This is a genomic window from Pseudomonas reactans (assembly GCF_013385825.1).
In the GTDB taxonomy this organism is placed as follows: Bacteria; Pseudomonadota; Gammaproteobacteria; order Pseudomonadales; family Pseudomonadaceae; genus Aquipseudomonas; species Aquipseudomonas reactans.
On the sequence record NZ_JACAPG010000005.1, the window covers coordinates 105,334 to 126,984 of the forward strand.

At 59.8% G+C, this 21,651-nt stretch carries 22 protein-coding genes; 11 read left to right on the top strand and 11 right to left on the bottom strand.

The window, feature by feature from the left end:
- Window positions 1-21: 21 nt before the first annotated feature.
- Window positions 22-930 (top strand): LysR family transcriptional regulator, encoded by a 909-nt coding sequence (locus HX868_RS05200; protein ID WP_177002140.1) that lies wholly within the window; start codon window positions 22-24, stop codon window positions 928-930.
- Window positions 931-987: 57 nt separating this feature from the next.
- On the opposite strand, the gene HX868_RS05205 is transcribed toward HX868_RS05200, so the two are convergent.
- A complete protein-coding gene (locus tag HX868_RS05205) occupies window positions 988-3,213 on the bottom strand; it encodes an NADP-dependent isocitrate dehydrogenase (protein WP_177002141.1) in 2,226 nt (741 codons plus the stop codon).
- 493 nt (window positions 3,214-3,706) lie between these two features.
- On the opposite strand from HX868_RS05205, the gene icd reads away from it, so the two are divergent.
- Entirely contained in the window at window positions 3,707-4,963 is a 1,257-nt protein-coding gene (gene icd, locus HX868_RS05210; protein WP_028616796.1) for an NADP-dependent isocitrate dehydrogenase, read from the top strand.
- Between the two features lie 76 nt (window positions 4,964-5,039).
- On the opposite strand, the gene cspD is transcribed toward icd, so the two are convergent.
- On the bottom strand, window positions 5,040-5,306 hold the full coding sequence (gene cspD / locus HX868_RS05215; protein ID WP_425504214.1) for a cold shock domain-containing protein CspD: 267 nt from the start codon (window positions 5,304-5,306) through the stop codon (window positions 5,040-5,042).
- Between the two features lie 219 nt (window positions 5,307-5,525).
- Here cspD and clpS point away from each other — a divergent pair, with 219 nt between their 5' ends.
- Entirely contained in the window at window positions 5,526-5,894 is a 369-nt protein-coding gene (gene clpS / locus HX868_RS05220) for an ATP-dependent Clp protease adapter ClpS (protein WP_005789091.1), read from the top strand.
- A 29-nt stretch (window positions 5,895-5,923) separates the two neighbouring features.
- Window positions 5,924-8,194: an ATP-dependent Clp protease ATP-binding subunit ClpA gene (gene clpA, locus HX868_RS05225; protein WP_033896823.1), complete on the top strand. Its 2,271-nt coding sequence runs from the start codon at window positions 5,924-5,926 to the stop codon at window positions 8,192-8,194.
- A gap of 186 nt (window positions 8,195-8,380) precedes the next feature.
- Here the strand turns inward: clpA and infA are convergent, their stop codons facing one another.
- The 3 genes from infA to aat all read right to left on the bottom strand — a co-directional run bounded on the left by infA (window position 8,381) and on the right by aat (window position 10,143).
- Window positions 8,381-8,599, bottom strand: a complete 219-nt coding sequence (gene infA, locus HX868_RS05230) for a translation initiation factor IF-1 (RefSeq protein WP_002553999.1) — start codon at window positions 8,597-8,599, stop codon at window positions 8,381-8,383.
- A 100-nt stretch (window positions 8,600-8,699) separates the two neighbouring features.
- Window positions 8,700-9,407 (bottom strand): arginyltransferase, encoded by a 708-nt coding sequence (locus HX868_RS05235; protein ID WP_177002143.1) that lies wholly within the window; start codon window positions 9,405-9,407, stop codon window positions 8,700-8,702.
- A gap of 55 nt (window positions 9,408-9,462) precedes the next feature.
- A complete protein-coding gene (gene aat, locus HX868_RS05240) occupies window positions 9,463-10,143 on the bottom strand; it encodes a leucyl/phenylalanyl-tRNA--protein transferase (protein ID WP_028616792.1) in 681 nt (226 codons plus the stop codon).
- Between the two features lie 246 nt (window positions 10,144-10,389).
- Here aat and HX868_RS05245 point away from each other — a divergent pair, with 246 nt between their 5' ends.
- Genes HX868_RS05245 through cysG form a run of 7 tightly spaced genes read left to right on the top strand, consistent with a single transcriptional unit; the run spans window position 10,390 to window position 18,125 of the window.
- Window positions 10,390-10,665, top strand: a complete 276-nt coding sequence (locus HX868_RS05245) for a hypothetical protein (protein ID WP_177002144.1) — start codon at window positions 10,390-10,392, stop codon at window positions 10,663-10,665.
- Window positions 10,640-13,048, top strand: a complete 2,409-nt coding sequence (locus HX868_RS05250) for a DNA translocase FtsK (RefSeq protein WP_095015622.1) — start codon at window positions 10,640-10,642, stop codon at window positions 13,046-13,048. The genes HX868_RS05245 and HX868_RS05250 overlap by 26 nt, the downstream gene beginning before the upstream one ends.
- 54 nt (window positions 13,049-13,102) lie before the next feature.
- The gene (lolA, locus tag HX868_RS05255; RefSeq protein ID WP_177002145.1) at window positions 13,103-13,726 is read left to right on the top strand and encodes an outer membrane lipoprotein periplasmic chaperone LolA; all 624 of its coding nucleotides are present in this window, start codon (window positions 13,103-13,105) and stop codon (window positions 13,724-13,726) included.
- A gap of 10 nt (window positions 13,727-13,736) precedes the next feature.
- On the top strand, window positions 13,737-15,059 hold the full coding sequence (locus tag HX868_RS05260) for a replication-associated recombination protein A (RefSeq protein WP_016975526.1): 1,323 nt from the start codon (window positions 13,737-13,739) through the stop codon (window positions 15,057-15,059).
- Window positions 15,059-15,433 carry a fluoride efflux transporter CrcB gene (gene crcB, locus HX868_RS05265; protein WP_012724934.1) on the top strand — a complete coding sequence of 125 codons (375 nt, stop codon included), beginning with the start codon at window positions 15,059-15,061 and terminating at the stop codon, window positions 15,431-15,433. Before HX868_RS05260 ends, crcB begins: the two co-directional genes overlap by 1 nt.
- A gap of 16 nt (window positions 15,434-15,449) precedes the next feature.
- Window positions 15,450-16,730: a serine--tRNA ligase gene (gene serS, locus HX868_RS05270; protein ID WP_028616788.1), complete on the top strand. Its 1,281-nt coding sequence runs from the start codon at window positions 15,450-15,452 to the stop codon at window positions 16,728-16,730.
- Entirely contained in the window at window positions 16,731-18,125 is a 1,395-nt protein-coding gene (gene cysG, locus HX868_RS05275) for a siroheme synthase CysG (RefSeq protein WP_177002146.1), read from the top strand.
- A gap of 47 nt (window positions 18,126-18,172) precedes the next feature.
- Here the strand turns inward: cysG and HX868_RS05280 are convergent, their stop codons facing one another.
- The 6 genes from HX868_RS05280 to tusD form a co-directional block, all read right to left on the bottom strand.
- Entirely contained in the window at window positions 18,173-19,168 is a 996-nt protein-coding gene (locus HX868_RS05280; RefSeq protein WP_177002147.1) for a glutathione S-transferase family protein, read from the bottom strand.
- Between the two features lie 88 nt (window positions 19,169-19,256).
- A complete protein-coding gene (locus HX868_RS05285; RefSeq protein WP_177002148.1) occupies window positions 19,257-20,258 on the bottom strand; it encodes a glycosyl transferase family protein in 1,002 nt (333 codons plus the stop codon).
- Entirely contained in the window at window positions 20,255-20,590 is a 336-nt protein-coding gene (locus HX868_RS05290) for a TusE/DsrC/DsvC family sulfur relay protein (protein ID WP_177002149.1), read from the bottom strand. The genes HX868_RS05285 and HX868_RS05290 overlap by 4 nt, the downstream gene beginning before the upstream one ends.
- On the bottom strand, window positions 20,587-20,865 hold the full coding sequence (gene tusB, locus HX868_RS05295; RefSeq protein ID WP_177002150.1) for a sulfurtransferase complex subunit TusB: 279 nt from the start codon (window positions 20,863-20,865) through the stop codon (window positions 20,587-20,589). Before tusB ends, HX868_RS05290 begins: the two co-directional genes overlap by 4 nt.
- Entirely contained in the window at window positions 20,865-21,215 is a 351-nt protein-coding gene (tusC, locus tag HX868_RS05300; RefSeq protein ID WP_016977548.1) for a sulfurtransferase complex subunit TusC, read from the bottom strand. The genes tusB and tusC overlap by 1 nt, the downstream gene beginning before the upstream one ends.
- Window position 21,216: 1 nt before the next feature.
- Window positions 21,217-21,609 (bottom strand): sulfurtransferase complex subunit TusD, encoded by a 393-nt coding sequence (gene tusD / locus HX868_RS05305; RefSeq protein WP_177002151.1) that lies wholly within the window; start codon window positions 21,607-21,609, stop codon window positions 21,217-21,219.
- Window positions 21,610-21,651 lie beyond the last annotated feature (42 nt).

Consider the following 21,651-nt stretch of genomic DNA (forward strand, 5'->3'; position numbering starts at 1 on the left):
AACGCCAGGAGCCTTGCACTAATGTTTGGCGTATTTACTCACTCGCATTGGTGTGTCATGAGAGTCAATCTTGATATTCAGTCGCTGCGCAGTTTTCTCAAGGTCGCTGAGTTGGGTAGTTTTACTCGGGCTGCGCAGGCGCTGAGCCTGACTCAGCCGGCGATCAGTCAGCAGATTCGGCGGTTGGAGGATTTGCTAGGTGTTGAGCTTTTTGCTCGCGACAACCGTCAAGTGTTGCTCACGCTTGAGGGCGAGCGCCTGACCGGCTACGCCCAGCAGATGGTTGGCATCAACGATAAGGTGGGGAGCCTGTTTGATGTCAGCCGCACTCAGGAGTCCGTGACGTTGGGCATTCCCGAGTATTTCAGCGAGGAGATCTTGCAGCGCGTTATCCCTGCTGTCGCGCTTGAATTACCTGTAGTGCGAATTGTGGTCAAAGTGGCGCGATCCGCAGTGCTCGCGGAGGCTTTCAATGAGGGGCGAGTCGATGTTTGTCTGATGATTGACGAGTTGCAAAAAGTCGCTGGACAGCCTTTGCACGAGCTCTCGTTAGTATGGCTGGGTGGTGAGCGTGGAGCGGCCCTGGTGGCTGGCCAGGAAGTGGCGCTGGCCTTGTTCAAAGCGCCTTGCGTGTTCAGGAGCCTGGCGATTCGACGTCTCGAAGAGAGTGGGGTCAAGTGGCGCTGTGTGTACGAGTGTGAAGATCTGATGTCCTTGCGTTCGGCGGTCCACGCAGGGGTTGGCGTGACGCTTCTGCCTTGGTTCGCCCAAGTGCAGGGCTTGAATAAGCTGGACGCGCTCGCGCATTTTCCGGCGTTGCCCGGATTTGGTGTGGAGCTTAAGCAGAGGGTGGGCTGGGAGCCTTGGTACAGGTCTCAGTTGTTAGCAATTATCGAGGCGGCGTGGCGCGAGGAGTACGGCGCTGCATGAATGCTAAAAACACAAACCCCGGCACCAGGCCGGGGTTTATGATGTCACCTCACAACCTTACTTCAACTTGGCAATTGCCGCATTGAGGGTCTTGCTTGGGCGCATGGCCTTGCCTGTCAGCTCTGGGTTCGGCGCGTAGTAGCCACCGATGTCCACTGGCTTGCCCTGTACAGCGTTGAGCTCGGCGACGATGGTCGCTTCGTTCGCGGTCAGGGTTTTTGCCAGTTCGCCAAACTGCGCTTGCAGTGCAGTGTCTTCGGTCTGGGCGGCCAGGGCTTGAGCCCAGTACAGCGCCAGGTAGAAGTGGCTGCCGCGGTTGTCGATGTTGCCGACTTTGCGCGATGGCGACTTGTTGTTGTCGAGGAACTGGCCGGTGGCTTGGTCCAGGGTCTTGGACAGTACCAGGGCTTTCGGGTTGTTGTACGTCACACCCAAATGCTCAAGGGAGGCGGCCAGGGCCAGGAACTCGCCCAGGGAATCCCAGCGCAGGAAGTTCTCTTCCACCAGTTGCTGCACGTGCTTTGGTGCCGAACCGCCGGCGCCGGTTTCGAACAGGCCGCCGCCGTTCATCAGCGGCACGATCGACAGCATCTTGGCGCTGGTGCCCAGTTCCATGATCGGGAACAGGTCGGTCAGGTAGTCACGCAGCACGTTACCGGTCACCGAGATGGTGTCCAGGCCCTTGCGGGTGCGCTCCAGGGTGAATTTCATCGCGTCGACCGGCGACATGATGCGGATGTCCAGGCCTTCGGTGTTGTGGTCTTTCAGGTAAGCCTGAACTTTCTCGACCACGACGCCGTCGTGTGCACGCTTAGGGTCCAGCCAGAAAATGGCCGGGGTGTTGCTGGCGCGGGCGCGGTTGACGGCCAGTTTGACCCAGTCCTGGATCGGCGCGTCTTTGGTCTGGCACATGCGGAAGATGTCGCCGGCTTCGACTTTCTGTTCCATCAGCAGGCTGCCCTTGCTGTCGGTGACGCGGACTACGCCGTCAGCCTTGATCTGGAAGGTCTTGTCGTGGGAGCCGTACTCTTCGGCTTTCTTCGCCATCAGGCCAACGTTTGGCACGCTGCCCATGGTGGTTGGGTCGAAGGCGCCATTGGCCTTGCAGTCTTCGATGACCGCTTGGTAGATGGTGGCGTAGCAGCGATCCGGGATCACAGCCTTGGTGTCGTGCAGTTGGCCGTCGGTGCCCCACATTTTGCCGGAGTCACGGATCATGGCTGGCATCGAGGCGTCGACGATCACGTCGCTCGGCACGTGCAGGTTGGTGATGCCTTTGTCGGAGTTGACCATCGCCAGGGAAGGGCGGGCCGCGTAAACGGCCTGGATGTCGGCTTCGATCTGCGCTTGCTGGTCGGCCGGCAGGGCCTTGATGCGAGCGTACAGGTCGCCGATGCCGTTGTTCAGGTTGAAGCCGATCTGTTCCAGTACGGTGGCGTGCTTGGTCAGGGCGTCTTTATAGAACTCGGCAACGATCTGGCCGAACATGATCGGGTCAGAGACCTTCATCATGGTGGCTTTCAGGTGAACCGACAGCAGCACGCCTTGCTTCTTGGCGTCTTCGATTTCAGCGGCGATGAACGCGCGCAGGGCTTTCTTGCTCAGTACGGCGGTGTCGATGATTTCGCCGGCCTGTACCGAAGTCTTTTCCTTCAGGACAGTGGCGGTACCGTCTTGGGCGATCAGCTCGATTTTGACAGCGTCAGCGGCTTCGATCTGCACGGCTTTTTCGCTGCCGTAGAAATCGCCACTGTTCATGTGGGCAATGTGCGACTTGGAGTCGGCAGCCCAGGCGCCCATCTTGTGCGGATGCTTGCGTGCATAGTTCTTGACCGACAGCGGTGCGCGGCGGTCGGAGTTGCCTTCGCGCAGTACCGGGTTCACGGCGCTGCCCTTGACCTTGTCGTAACGTGCACGGGTTTCTTTTTCCGCGTCGGTGGTTACGGTTTCCGGGTAGTCCGGCAGGGCGTAGCCCTGGGCCTGCAGTTCCTTGATCGCGGCTTGCAGCTGCGGGGTCGAGGCGCTGATGTTAGGCAGCTTGATGATGTTGGCTTCAGGCGTAACGGCCAGGTCGCCCAGTTCGGCGAGGTGGTCCGGGATAGCCTTGGCGCCCAGTTGCTCGGGGAAGCTTGCGAGGATGCGCGCGGCGAGGGAGATGTCGCGGGTTTCCACGGCAATATCAGCGGAAGCGGTGAAGGCCTCTACGATAGGCAGCAGTGAATAGGTGGCGAGGGCCGGGGCTTCGTCGGTGAAGGTGTAGATGATCTTCGAGCGGGTGGGCATATTCGGATTAACTCTCTTCTTTGCTGAAAGCGTGCGCAGAAACTCGAGATGCGCCGGGTGGAGCGCGTTCGTTCAAAGTCATCCATGAGCGAAATGTCGAGGTTTCTTCGCGGTGATGTTGGGTTGCATCAGTCGAGCGTCAAGCGTTTGGACTATTGTAATAGTCCTGCTTTCTGGCTGAGGGCTACTGTCTAGAGCGGTCAACCGTCGTGACTCTTTGGTCAGCGGCGGCATTATACATAGGTCGCTATGCTTACGCCGAGCCTTCATACAAAAGGTGTGTCGTCCATTGGTCTAAAGGTCGCAGGGCCGAGGTTGCTACCAAAGTCGCACGATGTGCTCAAGATTGGCGATTTTGCCTTTGCTTTCAAGCTTGTAGGCGACAAATTATGCTGTTTTCGATGCAAATGAGCATGGCGTGAGGTTTCAGTCGCCATTTATCTGGAGTAGGCTCGAACGCAGCCAGATGTTCAATCCATAGATGGAGTTCAGCATGGGATACAAGAAGATTCAGGTTCCGGCAGTCGGCGACAAAATCACCGTCAATGCAGACCATTCTCTCAATGTTCCTGACCAACCGATCATCCCTTATATCGAAGGTGACGGTATCGGCGTCGACATCAGCCCGGTGATGATCAAGGTAGTCGATGCAGCTGTTGAAAAGGCCTACGGCGGCAAGCGCAAGATCTCCTGGATGGAGGTATATGCCGGCGAGAAAGCGACTCAAGTCTACGACCAGGACACCTGGCTGCCCCAGGAAACCCTGGATGCGGTCAAGGATTACGTGGTGTCTATCAAAGGGCCGCTGACCACCCCCGTCGGCGGCGGCATCCGCTCGCTGAACGTGGCCCTGCGTCAGCAACTCGACCTTTATGTATGCCTGCGCCCGGTGCGCTGGTTTGAGGGCGTGCCCAGTCCGGTCAAGAAGCCTGGCGACGTGGACATGACCATCTTCCGTGAAAACTCAGAAGACATTTATGCCGGGATCGAGTGGAAGGCCGGTTCGCCTGAAGCGATCAAGGTAATCAAGTTCCTTAAAGAGGAAATGGGCGTCACCAAGATTCGTTTCGACCAGGATTGCGGGATTGGCGTGAAGCCGGTCTCCAAGGAAGGGACCAAGCGTCTGGCGCGTAAAGCCCTGCAATATGTGGTGGATAACGATCGCGACTCACTGACCATCGTGCACAAAGGCAACATCATGAAGTTCACCGAAGGTGCCTTCAAGGAATGGGCCTACGAAGTGGCGGCCGAAGAATTTGGCGCCACACTGCTCGACGGCGGCCCGTGGATGCAGTTCAAGAACCCGAAGACCGGCAAGAATGTGGTGGTCAAGGATGCCATTGCCGACGCCATGCTCCAGCAGATCCTGCTGCGTCCGGCCGAGTATGATGTGATCGCGACGCTTAACCTGAATGGTGATTACCTGTCCGACGCATTGGCGGCGGAGGTGGGCGGTATTGGTATTGCGCCGGGCGCGAACCTTTCGGACACCGTAGCGATGTTCGAAGCGACCCACGGTACTGCGCCTAAATATGCGGGCAAGGACCAGGTGAATCCGGGTTCGTTGATTCTGTCAGCCGAGATGATGCTGCGGCACATGGGGTGGACCGAGGCGGCGGATTTGATCATCAAGGGCACCAATGGCGCGATTTCTGCCAAGACTGTGACGTATGACTTCGAACGCCTGATGGACGGTGCCACCCTGGTGTCTTCGTCTGGCTTCGGTGATGCGCTGATCTCGCACATGTAAGCGACGGGGGTAAAAAAACCGGCCATACCGTAAACGGAATGGCCGGTTTTTTATTGGGCGCCTGCTCGGTGGCCGATTAGGCTAATTGCTCTTCTGATTTTTGAGCGACGCCCTCTTTGGCTGTGCCGATGGTGACTGGCGCACTGATTGCGACTGCGTGCTTGCCCTTGGGCCCCTGAACAATGTCAAAGGAGACCGGCTGCCCCGCTTTCAGCGTTTTATATCCGTCCATTTGGATCGCTGAGTAATGCGCAAAAAGGTCTTCATCCTTGCCGTCTTCAAGAATGAAGCCGTACCCTTTGGCATTGTTGAACCACTTGACCTTACCGCTTGCCATGCCCATATCCCTCTGCACCAGACTCCATCACTGGAGTATCATCCAGTTTATCCGTCCTAACCCGAATAAATAAGGTTGACTGCGCGGACCTTTTTTACCCACTGTGGGTTCTATTGGTTGTAACACCGTTTCGCCGATAGTCAAGGCGACCGATCGGTCAGTAGTTGAAATTCTGACAGGTCGCCCCCACCACTGTATTTGAACCACTGACGAACCTTTCTTTCCATGCATGCAAACAGCCAGATTCGACTAACATTCAATCAGGATCGACCGGATCAGGAACATGATGACGACGGTTCTGCAGGCATTGCTGTTCAGGAGGCCAAGCCTGCCTTACAGGCGCCGCCGATGTACAAGGTGGTTTTGTTCAATGATGACTACACACCGATGGATTTCGTGGTCGAAGTGCTCGAGGTGTTTTTTAACCTGAACCGCGAGTTGGCGACCAAGGTAATGCTGGCCGTTCACACAGAAGGACGGGCAGTATGTGGAGTGTTTACCCGCGACATCGCCGAGACAAAGGCCATGCAGGTCAACCAGTACGCCAGGGAAAGCCAGCATCCGCTACTCTGTGAAATCGAGAAGGACGGTTAACGCCGACCACTTGGGTATGAGGTGAAGCTATGTTAAACCGCGAGCTCGAAGTCACCCTCAATCTTGCCTTCAAGGAGGCTCGTTCGAAGCGTCATGAATTCATGACCGTCGAACACCTGCTGCTGGCACTTTTGGATAATGAAGCTGCCGCCACCGTTTTGCGTGCGTGCGGCGCCAACCTCGACAAACTCAAGCATGACCTGCAGGAGTTTATCGACTCCACGACGCCACTTATTCCAGTCCACGATGAAGACCGTGAAACCCAGCCAACCCTGGGCTTCCAGCGGGTGCTTCAGCGTGCCGTGTTCCATGTTCAGAGCTCCGGTAAGCGTGAAGTCACAGGCGCCAATGTGCTGGTGGCGATTTTCAGCGAACAGGAAAGCCAGGCAGTGTTCCTGCTGAAACAGCAGAGCGTTGCCCGTATCGATGTCGTCAACTACATCGCCCACGGTATCTCCAAGGTGCCTGGGCACGGCGATCATTCCGAGGGTGAGCAGGATATGCAGGACGACGAGGGCGGTGAGTCTTCTTCTTCGGGCAATCCACTGGATGCCTATGCCAGCAACCTCAACGAACTGGCGCGCCAGGGGCGGATCGATCCGCTGGTGGGGCGTGAGCTTGAAGTTGAGCGCGTAGCGCAGATCCTTGCACGTCGTCGCAAGAACAACCCGTTGCTGGTGGGTGAGGCGGGCGTGGGTAAAACCGCGATTGCCGAAGGCCTGGCCAAGCGCATCGTGGATAACCAGGTGCCAGACCTGCTGGCCAACAGCGTCGTCTACTCCCTGGACCTGGGCGCGTTGCTCGCCGGGACCAAGTACCGTGGCGATTTCGAGAAGCGCTTCAAGGCGCTGCTCGGTGAGCTGAAAAAACGCCCGCAGGCGATCCTGTTCATCGACGAAATCCACACCATCATTGGCGCCGGTGCGGCTTCCGGTGGGGTGATGGACGCCTCCAACCTGCTCAAACCGCTGCTGTCGTCGGGTGATATCCGTTGCATCGGCTCGACCACGTTCCAGGAATTCCGCGGGATCTTCGAAAAAGACCGTGCCCTGGCGCGTCGTTTCCAGAAGGTCGACGTGTCCGAGCCTTCGGTTGAAGACACCATCGGCATCCTGCGTGGGCTCAAGGGGCGTTTCGAAGCGCACCATGGCATCGAGTACACCGATGAAGCCCTGCGTTCGGCGGCTGAACTGGCGTCGCGCTACATCAATGACCGGCACATGCCGGACAAGGCCATCGACGTGATCGACGAGGCGGGTGCCTACCAGCGCCTGCAGCCGGTTGAGAAGCGTGTGAAGCGCATCGATGTGCCTCAGGTCGAGGACATCGTGGCGAAGATCGCGCGGATTCCGCCTAAACACGTCAACAGTTCCGACAAGGAGCTGCTGCGTAACCTGGAGCGTGACCTCAAGCTCACCGTGTTCGGCCAGGATGCGGCCATCGATGCGCTGTCCACCGCGATCAAGTTGTCGCGTGCGGGCCTCAAGTCGCCGGATAAGCCCGTTGGTTCGTTCCTGTTCGCTGGCCCGACCGGCGTCGGCAAGACCGAAGCGGCGCGGCAGTTGGCCAAGGCCATGGGCATTGAGCTGGTGCGTTTCGACATGTCCGAATACATGGAGCGTCACACCGTGTCGCGCCTGATCGGTGCGCCTCCGGGCTATGTCGGTTTCGACCAGGGCGGTCTGTTGACCGAGGCGATCACCAAGCAACCGCATTGCGTGCTGCTGCTCGATGAAATCGAGAAGGCCCACCCGGAAGTCTTCAACCTGCTGCTGCAGGTGATGGACCACGGCACCCTGACCGACAACAACGGGCGCAAGGCGGACTTCCGCAACGTGATCGTGATCATGACCACCAACGCCGGTGCCGAGACCGCTGCGCGGGCTTCGATCGGCTTCAGCCATCAGGATCACTCTTCCGATGCAATGGAAGTGATCAAGAAGAGCTTCACGCCGGAGTTCCGCAACCGTCTGGACACCATTATCCAGTTTGGTCGCCTCAGTCATGAGGTTATCAAGAGCGTGGTGGACAAGTTCCTCACCGAGCTTCAGGCGCAGCTGGAAGACAAGCGCGTGCAGCTGGATGTCACGGAAGCGGCGCGCAGTTGGATCGCCGAGGGTGGCTACGATGCGGCAATGGGTGCACGCCCAATGGCGCGTCTGATCCAGGACAAGATCAAGCGGCCATTGGCCGAAGAGATCCTGTTCGGCGAGCTTTCCGACCATGGTGGCGTGGTGCACATCGACCTGAAGGATGGCGAGCTGACCTTCGAGTTCGAAACCACGGCTGAAATGGCCTGATCGCTGTAAACCTGTAGGAGCGAGCTTGCTCGCGAAGATCGTCAACGATAACGCATGCTGTCTGATTCCCTGCGTTGTCCTTGGGTTCTTCGCGAGCAAGCTCGCTCCTACAGTCGTTTTGCGGCCTCTATAAATCCTGCGCACACAAAAACGCCCGGCATAACCGGGCGTTTTGTATTGACTTGCTTAGCGAGCGCGGTAAGTGATGCGCCCTTTGCTCAAGTCATAGGGCGTCAGCTCGACGCGCACTTTGTCACCGGTAAGAATACGAATGTAGTTCTTGCGCATCTTGCCGGAGATATGCGCGGTTACGACGTGCCCATTTTCCAACTCCACACGAAACATGGTGTTGGGCAGGGTGTCGACGACAGTGCCTTCCATTTCGAAGCTGTCTTCTTTCGACATGCAGTAAAGCCCTCGGTATCCAGTGAATGGCCCGGTGCAACTGCGCCAGGCAAAAGCGGCGTGCATTGTGCCCGAAAAAGGGTGTTTAAGCCAAGGGGTTCTAGTTAAGCACGACCCATCTTTGATTAATCAGCAGTTCTATGGGCCGATATTGGGTCTTGTAGTTCATCTTTTTGCAGTTCTTGATCCAGTAGCCGAGGTACACCGCCTCCAGTTCCAGGCGCAGTGCTTCGCCGATTTGCCAGAGGATTGCAAAGCGCCCCAGGCTGCGGCGCTCTTCGGCAGGCTCGTAGAAGGTGTAGACCGCCGACAGGCCGTTAGGCAGCAAATCGGTCACGGCCACTGCCACCAACCGGCCGTCGGCGCGAAACTCATAGAAGCGCGAGAACGGCAGGTCGCGGACCAGGAACGTGGAAAACTGGTCGCGACTGGGCGGGAACATATCGCCGTCGGCGTGGCGTTCCTCGATATAGCGCTGGTAAAGGTCGAAATACTCTTCGGTGAAGCGTGGCTTGGTTGGCATTACCGTAAGGTCGGCGTTGCGCTTAAGGATGCGTTTCTGGTTGCGGTCCGGCAGAAACTGCGCCGCAGGGATGCGTGCCGGCACGCAGGCATTGCAGTTCTGGCAATGAGGCCGGTACAGATGATCGCCACTGCGCCGAAAGCCCATCTCCGACAGGTCGGCATACACATGCACGTCCATAGGCTGGCTGGGATCGAGGAACAGTGTGGTGGCCTGCTCGTCGGGCAGATAGCTGCAAGAGTGGGGTTGAGTGGCATAAAACTTCAAACGCGCCAACTCGGTCATGATCAACCCTCGGATAAGCTTTGAAATAAGTGTAAGCCAGGAGCGCGGAAGTCGCCTAGGAAACCCACGGTCCAGCGCTGCGCTGATCCAGATGGTCGCGCAGGAAACCTGCGAAGTCGCTGCGGGATATGGCGCGGGCACCCAGGCTGTGCAGGTGATCATTGGGCATCTGGCAGTCGATCAATACAAAGCCCCATTCCTGTAGTTGGCGGGTCAGCGTGGCAAAGCCGAATTTCGAGGCGTTATCGGCACGGCTGAACATGGACTCGCCGAAAAACAGCTGGCCCATCGCCAAGCCATACAAACCACCCACCAGTTTGCCGTCGTCCCACACCTCTACCGAATGGGCGTAGCCGCGCTGGTGCAGTTCCAGGTAAGCGCTCTGGATGCTCTCGGTGATCCAGGTGCCGTCGGCATAGGCGCGCGGTGCGGCGCAGGCCTGGATGACGGCAGCGAAATCCTGGTCGAAGGTCACGCTGTAGCGCTGCTGGCGCAACAATTTGCCCAGGCTGCGGGACACATGCAGCTCGTCGGGGAATATCACCGTGCGCGGGTCGGGTGACCACCAGAGGATCGGCTGGCCGTCCGAAAACCACGGAAAGCAGCCATGGCGATAGGCTTGTACCAGGCGTTCGGCCGAAAGATCGCCACCGGCAGCCAGCAGGCCATTGGGTTCGCGCATGGCCTTGGCCAGGGGAGGGAATGTCAGTGAATCGCGTTGTAACCAGGTCAGCATGGCATCCAGGCTTACGGAAGGGGAGGGGAGTGGCAGGTATGGCACCTGCTCGTGCAGTGCTGATTATTGTCGACATGGCGCCATCGGGCCAGTCCGAATCGGGCGTTAGGGCGGATTAGCGTGAGCAGGTGTTTCTGCAACTCTGTGTCGGCGGCGTGGTCGTAATCGGGTCTGTGCGATGCAGGCCATTTGCCAAGCTTGCCTGGATTGACAAAAACAGCGCATAAGCCTTTGTCAGCAAAGGCAATGCATGCTCAAATTGAACATGTTGTGAGACTAAATTGGCTGTGCTGCCGAGTGAAGGGCGGGGGCGTGGCATCGCCGGCACAAACCCGTACAATGCGGGCATTGTGGCGCTTTCGTCATTTCATCCAGCAAGCGCCCAATGTTAAAAGTAGATTCAACGACGCACGTTCATTTTTCAGCTGCTCGGATTGGGCAGTATTTGCAGTCATTCAACAGATGGACGCGCTAAAGGCGCAGGAAAAGACCCGTTTTGAAGAAATCCGCCGCAACACCTAAAGCAGCAGTCGTGCCGGCCTGGCGCCAGCACCTGCATTATCGCCTCAAGGAAGGCGCGCTGATCGCTATCGGCGCGCTGTGCCTGTTCCTGATGATGGCCTTGCTCACGTATGGCAAGGACGATCCGGGCTGGAGCCACAACAGCAAGATCGAAGACGTGCAGAACTTCGGCGGACCTGCCGGTTCCTACAGCGCCGACATCCTGTTTATGGTGCTGGGTTACTTCGCTTATATCTTTCCGTTGCTGCTGGCGATCAAGACCTGGCAGATCTTCCGCCAGCGTCATGAACCGTGGCAGTGGAGCGGTTGGCTGTTCTCCTGGCGCCTGATCGGCCTGGTGTTCCTGGTGCTGTCCGGCGCGGCGCTGGCGCATATCCATTTTCATGCACCGACCGGCTTGCCGGCGGGCGCGGGCGGGGCGTTGGGCGAAAGCCTCGGTGATCTGGCACGCAGGACCCTGAATATCCAGGGCAGCACGCTGATGTTCATCGCGCTGTTCCTGTTCGGCCTCACCGTGTTCACCGACCTGTCGTGGTTCAAGGTGATGGACGTGACCGGCAAGATCACCCTCGATCTGCTGGAACTGTTCCAGGGCGCCGCCAACCGCTGGTGGGCGGCCCGTGTCGATCGCAAGCGCATGGTCGCCCAATTGCGCGAGGTAGATACCCGCGTCAACGAGGTGGTGGCGCCGAGCACGCCGGATCGGCGCGAGCAGGCCAAGGTCAAGGAACGCCTGATTGAGCGCGAACAGGCCCTGAGCAAGCACATGTCGGACCGCGAGAAGCAGGTGCCGCCGGTGATCGCTCCGGCACCGCCCAAGGCTCCCGAGCCAAGCCATCGCGTGCAGAAAGAGAAACAGGCGCCGCTGTTCGTCGACAGTGCCGTAGAAGGCACCTTGCCGCCGATCTCGATCCTCGACCCGGCCGAAAAGAAACAACTCAACTATTCCCCGGAATCCCTGGCGGCCGTCGGCCACCTGCTGGAAATCAAGCTCAAGGAATTCGGCGTCGAAGTGTCGGTGGACTCGATCCACCCCGGCCCGGTGATTACCCGTTACGAAATCCAGCCGGCCGCCGGCGTCAAGGTCAGCCGCATTTCCAACCTGGCGAAAGACTTGGCGCGTTCCCTGGCCGTGACCAGCGTGCGCGTGGTGGAAGTCATCCCCGGCAAGACCACCGTGGGTATCGAGATTCCCAACGAAGACCGCCAGATCGTGCGCTTTTCCGAGGTGCTGTCGACCCCGGAATACGACAACTTCAAATCGCCGGTCACCCTGGCCCTGGGTCACGACATCGGCGGCAAGCCAGTGATCACCGACCTGGCGAAGATGCCTCACCTGCTGGTGGCCGGTACCACCGGTTCCGGTAAGTCGGTGGGGGTGAACGCGATGATCCTGTCGATCCTGTTCAAGTCGGGCCCGGAAGACGCCAAGCTGATCATGATCGACCCGAAGATGTTGGAATTGTCGATCTACGAAGGGATTCCGCATTTGCTCTGCCCGGTGGTCACCGACATGAAGGACGCCGCCAACGCCCTGCGCTGGAGCGTCGCCGAGATGGAGCGCCGCTACAAGCTGATGGCGAAAATGGGCGTGCGTAACCTGTCGGGCTTCAACGCCAAGATCAAGGAAGCCCACGAACGCGGCGAGACCATCGATGACCCGCTTTACAAGCGCGAAAGTATTCACGACGAAGCGCCGAAACTGACCAAGCTGCCGACCATCGTGGTGGTGGTCGACGAATTCGCCGATATGATGATGATCGTCGGCAAGAAGGTCGAAGAACTGATCGCACGTATCGCCCAGAAGGCCCGTGCTGCCGGCATCCACTTGATCCTCGCCACTCAGCGTCCTTCGGTGGACGTGATCACGGGCTTGATCAAGGCCAACATTCCTACGCGGATGGCGTTCCAGGTGTCGAGCAAGATCGACTCGCGGACCATCATCGACCAGGGTGGCGCCGAACAACTGCTTGGCCACGGTGACATGCTCTACATGCCGCCGGGCACCAGCCTGCCGATCCGGGTCCACGGTGCCTTCGTTTCCGACGATGAAGTACACCGCGTGGTGGAAGCCTGGAAACTGCGCGGCGCACCTGAATACAACGACGACATTCTCAACGGCGTCGAAGAAGCCGGCAGCGGCTTTGAAAATGGCGGCGGCGGTGGTGACGATGATGCTGAAACCGACGCGCTGTACGACGAGGCCGTGGCCTTCGTACTGGAGAGCCGTCGCGCCTCGATTTCCGCGGTGCAACGTAAATTGAAAATCGGCTACAACCGTGCCGCCCGCATGATCGAGGCCATGGAAATGGCCGGTGTCGTGACCGCTATGAACACCAACGGCTCGCGCGAAGTCATTGCCCCTGGGCAGATGCGCGACTGATCCCGTGTCGCGTGGCAGCACGCGGCACGCCCTGAACACTCAATGAGGACTCCCATGCGCCTTATCCGCATGCTGTTGTTGCCGGCTCTGGCCCTGACCGCTGTTTCGGCCCACGCTGACCCGGCCTCCGTGGCCAGCCTGAAGAACCTGTTGGACAAATCCCAGACCCTGACCGCGCGTTTCTCCCAGCTGACCCTGGATGCCGGCGGTACCCAGTTGCAGGAAACCGCAGGCGAAATGGCCGTGCAGCGTCCTGGCCTGTTCTACTGGCACACCGAAGGCAAGGCCGAGCAGACCATCGTGTCTGATGGCCAGAAGGTCACCCTGTGGGACCCGGACCTGGAGCAGGCGACCATCAAGAAGCTTGATCCGCGCCTGAACCAGACCCCGGCGCTGTTGCTGTCGGGTGATGTGTCGAAGATCAATGACAGCTTCGACATCACCTCCAAGCAAACCGGTGACGTGATGGATTTCACCCTCAAGCCAAAAGCCAAAGACACCCTTTTCGATAGTCTTCGCCTTTCGTTCCGTGGCGGTTTGATCAATGACATGCAACTGGTCGATAGCGTGGGTCAGCGCACCAATATTCTGTTTACCGGCGTCAAGGCCAACGGCGTTGTGGATGCATCCAAGTTCAAGTTCGTCATCCCCAAGGGTGCCGATGTGATCCAGGAATAACACGCTGCCCATGGACCTGTTTCGAAGTGACCCGATTGCCCAGCCACTGGCCGCGCGCTTGCGTTCGACCAACCTGGACGAGTACGTCGGTCAGGAGCACCTGCTCGCTCGCGGTAAGCCTTTGCGCGAAGCCCTGGAGCAGGGCGCGCTGCACTCGATGATTTTCTGGGGGCCGCCGGGGGTGGGCAAGACTACCCTGGCGCGGCTGCTGGCGAAGGTCTCGGATGCACACTTCGAAACAGTCTCGGCAGTACTCGCCGGGGTCAAGGAGATCCGCCAGGCGGTGGAAGTCGCCAAGCAGCAGGCCGGGCAGTACGGCAAGCGCACCATCCTGTTTGTCGACGAAGTGCACCGTTTCAACAAGTCACAGCAGGATGCGTTCCTACCCTATGTGGAAGATGGCACGCTGATTTTCATCGGTGCCACCACGGAAAACCCTTCGTTTGAATTGAACAACGCCTTGCTGTCGCGTGCGCGGGTCTATGTGCTCAAAAGCCTGGACGAAGCAGCGATGCAGAAGTTGCTGCACCGCGCCCTGAGTGAAGACAAAGGGCTGGGCAAACGGCAACTGAGCGTGAGCGAAGAGGGCTTCAAGATTCTGCTCACCGCCGCCGATGGTGATGGGCGCCGCTTTCTCAACCTGGTGGAGAACGCCTCCGACCTGGCCGAAGACGGCAGCGAGATTGGCGTCGACCTCCTGCAAAGCCTGCTCGGCGACACGCGCCGGCGCTTCGACAAGGGCGGCGAAGCTTTTTACGACCAGATTTCGGCGCTGCATAAGTCCGTGCGCGGCTCCAACCCGGACGGCGCGCTGTATTGGTTCGCGCGCATGATCGACGGCGGCTGTGACCCGCTGTACCTCGCACGCCGCGTGGTGCGCATGGCCAGCGAAGACATCGGCAACGCCGACCCGCGCGCCTTGAGCCTGTGCCTCGCCGCCTGGGACGTGCAGGAGCGCCTCGGCAGCCCGGAAGGCGAGTTGGCGGTGGCCCAGGCCATCACCTACTTGGCCTGTGCGCCGAAAAGCAACGCGGTGTACATGGGCTTCAAGTCCGCCCTGCGCGCCGCCGCCGAATACGGCTCCCTCGAAGTGCCGATGCACCTGCGCAACGCGCCGACCAAGCTGATGAAACAGTTGGGCTACGGTGATGAATACCGCTACGCCCACGATGAACCGGATGCCTATGCGGCCGGTGAAGACTACTTTCCCGATGACCTTGAGCCACTCCCGCTCTATCAGCCGGTGCCCCGTGGCCTGGAGCTGAAGATCGGCGAAAAACTCAATCATCTCGCCCAACTCGATCGACTCAGCCCCAGACAGCGGAGAAAGTAGTGTTCAAGACGATTCTTGCCGTGTCCGCAGCCGGCATCGCTGGTACATTATTGCGTTTCGCCGCTGGCACATGGGTCAGCGCCAATTGGCCGAAGCATTTTTATGCGGCGACCCTGGCAGTCAACCTGGTCGGCTGCCTGATCATCGGGCTGTTGTACGGCTGGTTCCTGTTACGCCCGGAAGTACCGATTGAAATTCGCGCCGGCTTGATTGTCGGCTTTGTAGGCGGTCTGACGACCTTTTCATCCTTTTCACTGGATACGCTGCGCCTGCTGGAAAGCGGGCAGGCCCTGATAGCCTTCGGGTACCTGGGCATCAGCGTGTTCGGCGGGCTGCTCGCCACCTGGGCTGGCCTGTCCTTGACCAAACTTTGATAAACGAGAGACCGACATGCTCGATTCCAAACTGTTACGTAGCAACCTTCAGGACGTAGCGGACCGCCTGGCATCCCGTGGCTTTGCCTTGGATGTTGCGCGCATCGAAGCGCTGGAAGAACAGCGCAAGACCGTCCAGACCCGCACCGAAGCACTGCAGGCTGAGCGTAATGCGCGTTCCAAATCCATCGGTCAGGCCAAGCAGCGCGGCGAAGACATCGCCCCGCTGATGGCGGATGTCGAGCGCATGGGCACCGAGCTGTCCGACGGCAAGGTCGAGCTGGACAAGATCCAGACCGAGCTGGATTCGATCCTGCTGGGTATCCCCAACATCCCGCACGAATCCGTGCCGATTGGCGCAGACGAAGACGGCAACGTTGAGGTGCGCCGTTGGGGCACGCCAACCGCGTTTGATTTCGAGATCAAGGACCACGTTGCCCTGGGCGAATTGACCGGCGGCCTGGATTTCGAAACTGCCGCCAAGATGTCCGGCGCGCGCTTTGCCTTGCTGCGCGGTCCGATTGCACGCATGCACCGCGCCCTGGCGCAGTTCATGATCAACCTGCACACCGGCGAACACGGTTACGAAGAAGCCTACACCCCGTACCTGGTGCAGGCGCCGGCGCTGATGGGCACCAGCCAGTTGCCGAAGTTCGAAGAAGACCTGTTCAAGATCAGCCGGGACGGCGAAGCCGACCTGTACCTGATCCCGACCGCTGAAGTGTCGTTGACCAACATCGTCGCCGGCGAGATCCTCGACGCCAAGCAACTGCCGATCAAGTTCGTGGCCCACAGCCCGTGCTTCCGCAGCGAAGCCGGTGCGTCTGGCCGTGACACTCGCGGCATGATCCGCCAGCACCAGTTCGACAAAGTCGAGATGGTACAGGTGGTCGAGCCGTCGACTTCCATGGAAGCCCTGGAAGGCCTGACCGCCAACGCCGAGCGCGTCCTGCAACTGCTGGAGCTGCCATACCGCGTGCTGGCACTGTGCACCGGCGACATGGGTTTCAGCGCCGTGAAGACCTACGATCTCGAAGTGTGGGTACCGAGCCAGGACAAGTACCGCGAGATTTCGTCGTGCTCCAACTGCGGTGATTTCCAGGCTCGTCGCATGCAGGCGCGTTTCCGCAACCCGGAAACCGGCAAGCCTGAGCTGGTCCACACCCTCAACGGTTCCGGTTTGGCGGTAGGCCGTACCCTGGTGGCGGTGCTGGAAAACTACCAGCAGGCTGACGGTTCGATCCGTGTGCCGGAAGTGCTCAAGCCTTACATGGCGGGCGTTGAGGTCATCCGCTAAATGGAATTTCTGCCGCTGTTTCATAACCTGCGCGGCAGTCGTGTGTTGGTCGTCGGTGGCGGGGAGATTGCCTTGCGCAAATCCCGGCTGCTGGCCGATGCCGGTGCGTTGCTGCGGGTGGTTGCTCCCCAGATTGAACACCAGCTCAATGAGCTGGTACTGGGCAGTGGCGGGGAACTGATTTTGCGCGGTTATCAGGAGGCGGACCTCGACGGTTGCACCCTGATCATCGCGGCCACGGACGATGAGCCGTTGAACGCGCAAGTGTCCAGCGATGCCAAGCGTCGGTGTGTACCGGTCAACGTGGTGGATGCACCGGCCTTGTGCAGCGTGATCTTCCCTGCGATTGTCGACCGTTCACCTTTGGTGATTGCAGTGTCCAGCGGCGGCGATGCGCCGGTGCTGGCGCGCTTGATCCGGGCCAAGCTGGAAACCTGGATTCCGTCCACCTATGGCCAACTGGCCGGATTGGCGGCGCGTTTTCGCGCTCAGGTCAAAGGCTTGTACCCGGATGTGCAGCAGCGCCGCGCATTTTGGGAAGACGTGTTCCAGGGCCCGATTGCCGACCGTCAATTGGCCGGGCAGGGTGCCGAAGCCGAGCGCCTGTTGATCGAAAAGGTCAACGGCGCGCCGCCGAATGCACCGGGCGAGGTCTATCTGGTGGGCGCAGGACCGGGTGATCCCGACCTGCTGACCTTCCGCGCCCTGCGCTTGATGCAGCAAGCCGATGTGGTGCTGTATGACCGCCTCGTAGCTCCCGCGATTCTCGAGCTGTGCCGCCGTGACGCCGAGCGTGTCTACGTCGGCAAACGCCGCGCCGATCACGCCGTGCCGCAAGACCAGATCAACCAGCAATTGGTGGACCTGGCCAAGCAAGGCAAGCGCGTGCTGCGCCTCAAGGGTGGCGATCCGTTCATCTTTGGCCGGGGTGGCGAAGAGATCGAGGAGCTGGCGGCCCACGGCATCCCGTTCCAGGTGGTGCCGGGGATCACGGCGGCAAGCGGTTGCGCGGCGTATGCCGGGATTCCGCTGACTCACCGTGACTATGCGCAGTCCGTACGTTTCATTACCGGGCATTTAAAGGACGGGACGTCGGACCTGCCTTGGGATGACCTGGTGGGGCCATCACAGACCCTGGTGTTCTACATGGGTTTGATTGGCTTGCCGATCATCTGCGAACAGCTGATCAAGCATGGTCGTGCATCGGATACCCCTGCAGCGTTGATCCAGCAGGGCACCACATCCAACCAGCGTGTGTTCACCGGCACGCTGGCGGACCTGCCGCGCATGGTGGCGGAGCATGAAGTGCATGCACCGACACTGGTGATTGTGGGTGAGGTGGTGGTGTTGCGTGAAAAGCTCAAGTGGTTCGAAGGCGCCCAGTCCCAAGTCTGACACTGTACCTGTGGCGAGGGAGCAAGCTCCCTCGCCACAAGGTGTTTTCAGCTCAAGATGCCGTTGCCGACCAGGCGCTGACGATCATGGGCAGCATCAAAATGCTGCAACGGCCCCTTCGGCACAATCCCCGTCGGGTTGATCGTGCGGTGACTGGCATAGTAATGCCCCTTGATATGCGCAAAATCCACCGTCTCCGCCACACCCGGCCATTGATACAGCTCCCTTAGCCAGTTCGACAGGTTCGGATAATCCGCAATCCTGCGCAGGTTGCATTTGAAGTGGCTGTAATACACCGCATCAAAGCGAATCAGCGTGGTGAACAGCCGTACATCCGCCTCGGTCAGGTATTCACCGGCCAGGTAGCGATGCTCACCCAGATGCTGCTCCAAGTGATCCAGCTCCGCAAACACATCCTCAAACGCACGTTCATACGCCTGCTGCGACGTCGCGAAGCCCGCGCGGTACACGCCGTTGTTCACGGCCGGGTAAATACGCTCATTCAGTGCGTCAATGGTCGGGCGCAGCGGCTCGGGGTAGAAGTCCAGGGTATTGCCGGTCAATTCATTAAACGCGCTGTTGAACATGCGGATGATCTCCGCCGATTCATTGCTGACGATGCGCTTGAGCTTCTTGTCCCACAGTACCGGCACGGTGACGCGCCCGGTGTAGTCGGCCGTGTCAGCCGTGTAGCGCTGGTGCATGAAGTCGAAATCATCCAGCTTGTCGCCGGTGGAGCCGTGAGCCTTGTCGAAGGTCCAGCCGTTTTCCAGCATCAGCCAACTGACCACGGACACCTCGATCAGGCTTTCCAGACCCTTGAGCTTGCGCAGAATCAGGGTGCGATGGGCCCACGGGCAGGCGAGAGAGACATAGAGATGGTAGCGACCGGCCTCGGCCTTGAATCCGCCTTCGCCACTCGGGCCTGGCGCGCCGTCGGCGGTCACCCAGTTGCGGCGTTGCGCCTGTTCCCGTTGGAATGCGCCGTCTGCGCTACTTTCGTACCACTGGTCTTTCCAGTGTCCTTCGATCAGCAAACCCATGACTGGCTCCTTGGCTAATAAGCGTTGGAGGCCAGTCTAAAGGGCTGAGTTCGATTTAAAAGCGCAAAGACCGGGCGCTAATGATCGATTAAATCGATTTGTCCCGCGCGTCCCAGTATTGCTGGGCCAGGACGAACGCCTGTTCCCGTGAATGGCCCAGGCCGCGCAAGGCCAGGGCCATAGTCGCGATCAAGGCAAGTTGCGGGTAACTGTCTTCGACATCGCCGCGCCACAACGCCTTCAGGTGTTCCGGTTCGAGTGTGGCGGGTTTGACGTGGCGCTGGGCGGAGAGGGCGGGCCACTCTTCGTCCCAGCTTTCGCCGCCCGTGGTGCCGTACAGGTGGCTGGCCGAGTCGGGGTTGATCTCGATTTCGCCGCCATCACCCTTCACTACGATGACATTGTCGCCGAGCAGGCCGCTGGCATCGCGGTGCACGCCCTGATAACCCGGATGGAAAATGCTTTGCAGGCCCAGGCGCGCATTCAAGGGGTTGAGCAAGCGCGCCAGGGAGTGGATCGGCGAGCGCAGGCCCAGGGTGTTGCGCAGGTCGATCATGCGTTGCAATTGCGGCGCCCAGTCGCCCAGCGGGATAAACGCCAGGTTGCCTTGCGCATAAGCGGCCTCGACCTGCTGCCAGTTGCGGCACAGTGGGATCTGCAAACCTTCCAGCAATTGCTCGGTGTACAACCGCCCGGCCGTGTGTGCGCCGCCGCCGTGCATAAGGATGCGCACGCCGTTCTGCGCCAGGCACTTGGCCGCCAGCAGGTACCACGGCAGGTGGCGCTTCTTGCCGGCGTAGGTTGGCCAGTCGACATCCACGTTCAGCGCCGGGGCATCCAGGCGTTCGCGCACGGCTTCGCTGAAGCCAGCGAGTTCTTCAGGGCTTTCTTCCTTGTGGCGCAACAGCATCAGGAACGCGCCGAGCTGGGTGTCTTCGACTTTTTCGTCGAGCAACATGCCCATGGCTTCGCGGGCTTCCTCGCGGGTGAGGTTGCGCGCGCCGCGCTTGCCTTTGCCCAGGATGCGCACGAACTGCGCAAACGGGTGTTCGGCAGGGGTTTCAAGGGTCAGCGGGGCAAAATCGGTCATAAGCAATTCGTCGGCCTGGGCAGGCCCGCCAGCTTGGCGGCGAGTTTGGCGGGAGTGCCGTTGAACAGTTTGTTGAGGTGCAGGCTGTTGCCCTTTTCCGGGCCGAGCTTCAAGGCGGTGTACTTGATCAGCGGACGTGTGGCCGGGGACAGCTGGAATTCGGCATAGAACTGGCGCAGCAGTTCGAGGATTTCCCAGTGGGCCGGGGTCAGCTCCAGCGCCTCGGCGGCAGCCAGGGCATGGGCGACCTCTGCGGACCAGTCGTTCAGGTCGGCCAAATAACCGTCCTTGTCCAGTTCCAGGGTACGTGCGCCTACGGTCAGGGTGTTCATAGCCAGGTGTTGACCTTGTCGTAGTCGATCGACAGTTGCACGAACCCTGGGTAGTCCACGCCGTCGGCCCAGTCCGGCAGCGGCAGGTTGCGCGCCTGCATGTCTTCGGCCAGCACAAACACCTTCACGCCCTTGGAGTGCAGGGCCGGGGCGTGGAGCCCATAGGCGCCGTCGCCGCACAGCAGGATCGCGTCCTCGGCACCGCAGATACGCAGGCAGCTGTCGAGGCGACTATCGGAAAACGGGGAGTGAGACACCACGTGTAAAGTCGACATCAGAGGGTAATCACCTGGTCGTAACGGTCAATCAATTGGGAAATAGCATCGTTGCTCAACGGTTGCGCCTCGGTGGGCGGCGTCAAGCCGCGCACGGCCATGCTGTGGCGGCAGACAAATACATCGTCGATGCCGAACAGCCCCAATGCCTGCAGGTTGGCACTGAGGTCCTTTTGTTGGACGGCTTTGGCGTTCTGGTGCGCAGCGAGCTGGAACACGCCGTCATCCATGAACAGCAAGCCGATGGGCAGATCGAACGCGCCACCGGCCAGCACAATATCCAGCGCTTCCCGTGCGCTCGGCCCGGACCACGGCGCCTGACGGCTGATCACCAATAAGGATTTAGACATCTCACGACCCTCCAAAACAGATCAGGCGGTCGGCATCCTGGATCGCATCATGTAATTGCCCCAGGCCAGACAGCGCCCAGGGCGCATCCAGATTCACCGCTGTGCGCTGATACCGCGTGGCTTCCTCTTGGTTGAGCACGCCACGGCGTAACGCAGCGGCAATGCACACCACGCCATCAAGCTGGTGCTGGCTGACAAACTCACGCCATTGGCGGGCGATGTCTTGCTCATCCTGGGGCGCAACGATGTTGTTGGACGCGCTGTACACGCCATCCTGATAGAAAAACAGCCGCACAATCTCGTGCCCGCCGGCCAGCGCCGCCTGGGCGAACAGCAGGGCGCGGCGCGAGGAGGGCGCGTGGGCCGCGGAAAACAGGGCAATCGCAAACTTCATGGAACACTCTGCAAGCAAACGTGGGCCAATGATAAAGCCGCC

Excerpts from the sequence above, each read along its gene's own strand:
- HX868_RS05200 (WP_177002140.1), top strand. The coding sequence starts at position 22 with ATGTTTGGCGTATTTACTCACTCGCATTGGTGTGTCATGAGAGTCAAT.
- HX868_RS05205 (WP_177002141.1), bottom strand. The coding sequence starts at position 3,213 with ATGCCCACCCGCTCGAAGATCATCTACACCTTCACCGACGAAGCCCCG.
- icd (WP_028616796.1), top strand. The coding sequence starts at position 3,707 with ATGGGATACAAGAAGATTCAGGTTCCGGCAGTCGGCGACAAAATCACC.
- cspD (WP_425504214.1), bottom strand. The coding sequence starts at position 5,306 with ATGGGCATGGCAAGCGGTAAGGTCAAGTGGTTCAACAATGCCAAAGGG.
- clpS (WP_005789091.1), top strand. The coding sequence starts at position 5,526 with ATGCATGCAAACAGCCAGATTCGACTAACATTCAATCAGGATCGACCG.
- clpA (WP_033896823.1), top strand. The coding sequence starts at position 5,924 with ATGTTAAACCGCGAGCTCGAAGTCACCCTCAATCTTGCCTTCAAGGAG.
- infA (WP_002553999.1), bottom strand. The coding sequence starts at position 8,599 with ATGTCGAAAGAAGACAGCTTCGAAATGGAAGGCACTGTCGTCGACACC.
- HX868_RS05235 (WP_177002143.1), bottom strand. The coding sequence starts at position 9,407 with ATGACCGAGTTGGCGCGTTTGAAGTTTTATGCCACTCAACCCCACTCT.
- aat (WP_028616792.1), bottom strand. The coding sequence starts at position 10,143 with ATGCTGACCTGGTTACAACGCGATTCACTGACATTCCCTCCCCTGGCC.
- HX868_RS05245 (WP_177002144.1), top strand. The coding sequence starts at position 10,390 with ATGCATGCTCAAATTGAACATGTTGTGAGACTAAATTGGCTGTGCTGC.
- lolA (WP_177002145.1), top strand. The coding sequence starts at position 13,103 with ATGCGCCTTATCCGCATGCTGTTGTTGCCGGCTCTGGCCCTGACCGCT.
- HX868_RS05260 (WP_016975526.1), top strand. The coding sequence starts at position 13,737 with ATGGACCTGTTTCGAAGTGACCCGATTGCCCAGCCACTGGCCGCGCGC.
- serS (WP_028616788.1), top strand. The coding sequence starts at position 15,450 with ATGCTCGATTCCAAACTGTTACGTAGCAACCTTCAGGACGTAGCGGAC.
- cysG (WP_177002146.1), top strand. The coding sequence starts at position 16,731 with ATGGAATTTCTGCCGCTGTTTCATAACCTGCGCGGCAGTCGTGTGTTG.
- HX868_RS05280 (WP_177002147.1), bottom strand. The coding sequence starts at position 19,168 with ATGGGTTTGCTGATCGAAGGACACTGGAAAGACCAGTGGTACGAAAGT.
- HX868_RS05285 (WP_177002148.1), bottom strand. The coding sequence starts at position 20,258 with ATGACCGATTTTGCCCCGCTGACCCTTGAAACCCCTGCCGAACACCCG.
- HX868_RS05290 (WP_177002149.1), bottom strand. The coding sequence starts at position 20,590 with ATGAACACCCTGACCGTAGGCGCACGTACCCTGGAACTGGACAAGGAC.
- tusB (WP_177002150.1), bottom strand. The coding sequence starts at position 20,865 with ATGTCGACTTTACACGTGGTGTCTCACTCCCCGTTTTCCGATAGTCGC.
- tusC (WP_016977548.1), bottom strand. The coding sequence starts at position 21,215 with ATGTCTAAATCCTTATTGGTGATCAGCCGTCAGGCGCCGTGGTCCGGG.
- tusD (WP_177002151.1), bottom strand. The coding sequence starts at position 21,609 with ATGAAGTTTGCGATTGCCCTGTTTTCCGCGGCCCACGCGCCCTCCTCG.